Source organism: Pseudovibrio sp. WM33, assembly GCF_001623165.1.
GTDB lineage: Bacteria > Pseudomonadota > Alphaproteobacteria > Rhizobiales > Stappiaceae > Pseudovibrio.
In genome coordinates, this window is the sequence record NZ_LMCK01000119.1 from 2,547 (window position 1) to 4,449 (window position 1,903).

At 52.9% G+C, this 1,903-nt stretch carries 2 protein-coding genes; both read left to right on the forward strand.

Going from position 1 to position 1,903, the window contains the following annotated elements:
- Positions 1 to 203 precede the first annotated feature (203 nt).
- Positions 204 to 539, forward strand: a complete 336-nt coding sequence (locus PsWM33_RS21020) for a hypothetical protein (RefSeq protein ID WP_063289072.1) — start codon at positions 204 to 206, stop codon at positions 537 to 539.
- A gap of 136 nt (positions 540 to 675) precedes the next feature.
- The coding region (locus PsWM33_RS21025) for a hypothetical protein (RefSeq protein ID WP_206599020.1) at positions 676 to 1,903 on the forward strand (1,228 nt) is incomplete at its 3' end.

Sequence of the window (1,903 nt, forward strand, 5' to 3'; positions counted from 1 at the left end):
TGCCTCCGGCACTGCAACAGTTACCAGCGTGCAGCATGCGCAGGGCCGTGCGGAGACTATTGATATGACCTTTGAGTTTACCGGCAACGGCCCGCTGACAGAAGAGGCGGTGGCTTAGCTCCGCCTCTTCCAGTGAAGTGAGAGAGGCAGTCTGTTTGTGCAGGCTGCCTTTTTGTTTAGCGCAGAGACAAGGACCCTAAAAGATGCGTGCGATTGAACGTGTAAAGAGCCATTACAAGCGGGCGAAAAACCAGATTATCGAGGTGCCGGAATGGGGTGAAAAAGGCGAGGCTTTTAAACTCTTTTATGACCCGATGACCCCAAACCAGCGTAAGCGCGTGAATGACGAAAATGAGGGGCTGGACCCGGAAGCCTTTGTGGATGTGCTTGTGATGAAAGCACAAGATGAAAACGGCGAAAAGCTCTTTAATGCCGATGACAAACACAAGCTGCTGACGGAAGCAGATGGCGCGATTATTGGCCGGATTGCGGTGCAGATGCTTGGTCCGTGCGATGCCAGGGAAATTGAAAAAAACTAAGAGGCGATCCGTGGCGCATGTTCTTATTTCGGCTTGCGGATCGCTTACACATGCGGGTTGCGGATCTTGAAGACTGGCCGGAACCTGAGATTTTAGAATGGTCTATTTATCTAAAAATTGCCGGGGAGCCTAACTCATGACCGTGCCGGATCTTGTCTACAACGTGCGGGCCAATGATAAATCCCGTGCAACCTTTGAACGGAACCGGCGCGAGTTACAAAAGACGCGCCGGGAAACCAAGTTACTCAACATGGATATGGGGTCACTTGGTAAGTCTATGGGCGCAATTCGGTTTCTTCCGGCAGCAGCTGCGGCCGCTACCGTTGCCAAGTTGACCGCTGCAATAAAAAGCGCCGTTTCAGAAGGCTCCAAGCTTGCCAAGGTTGCCGATAAAGTGGGCGTAACGACCGATGAGCTGCAGCGTATGCGCTATGGGTTTGAGCTGACTGGTGTTGCGGCTGGCACGACTGATACAGCTTTGCAACGGTTTTCCCGGCGTGTTGGTGAGGCTGCCAACGGGTCAGGCGTTCTTTATGAGATCCTGAAAGCAAATGGTGTTCAGCTTCGCGATTCCAGCGGCAAGATGAAAACCCAAAGTCAGATTTTGGGCGAATATGCAGACCTGATTAAAAACGCCAGCTCGGAACAAGAGCGGCTTTTGCTGAGCTTTAAAGCGTTTGACCGGGAAGGGGCCGGGCTGGTTCTGGCACTCAAAAACGGTTCCAAGGGCCTTGATGAGTTGATGGGCAAGGCTGATGAAGCGGGCGGCGTTCTGGATGAGAAGCTTCTGCGCAAGGCAGAAAAGATTGATGATGAATTTGCAAAGATGTGGCGCACCTTTGAAATCGGTGCAAAGCGGGCAACTCTGGCGGCTGCCAATGCAATGGATGTTGCATTTAATACACCGGTTGCAGAGCCAACCCTCAAGGATTTGCAGGTAGAGTTTTCGCGCAAGTTGCCGGGGCTTAACCGTGAGTTGTCGCTTGCCCGTTCGCTGGGTGATGAAGCCCGTATTGCTGAAATTCAAGAGCAAATAGATGCGGTAAACGCCCGCCTTGCGGGTATTCAGAGCGAACGTCAGTTGCGCCATACTGGTTTTGCAAGTGGACCAACCCGGCGCGGTGGTGGTCGTGGGCGGAAAACTGAGAAACCAACAATCATTCCCGATAAGAAAACGGATAGCAGCGGCGGCGGTGGGTCTTCCAAGACAAAGGTGGACCCTTACGCCCGTGTTTTAGAGCAGCTTAAGTTTGAGCGCGATCTGCTGAGCATGAACGCACAGGAACAAAAGCGGGCCAATGCACTACGCCTTGCCGGGGTGGAGGCTGCCAGCAAGCAGGGGCAGGAACTGATTAAAGTTACAG

Bases quoted from the DNA above. Each gene is read 5' to 3' on its own strand.
- PsWM33_RS21020 (WP_063289072.1), top strand. From the start codon at position 204: ATGCGTGCGATTGAACGTGTAAAGAGCCATTACAAGCGGGCGAAAAAC.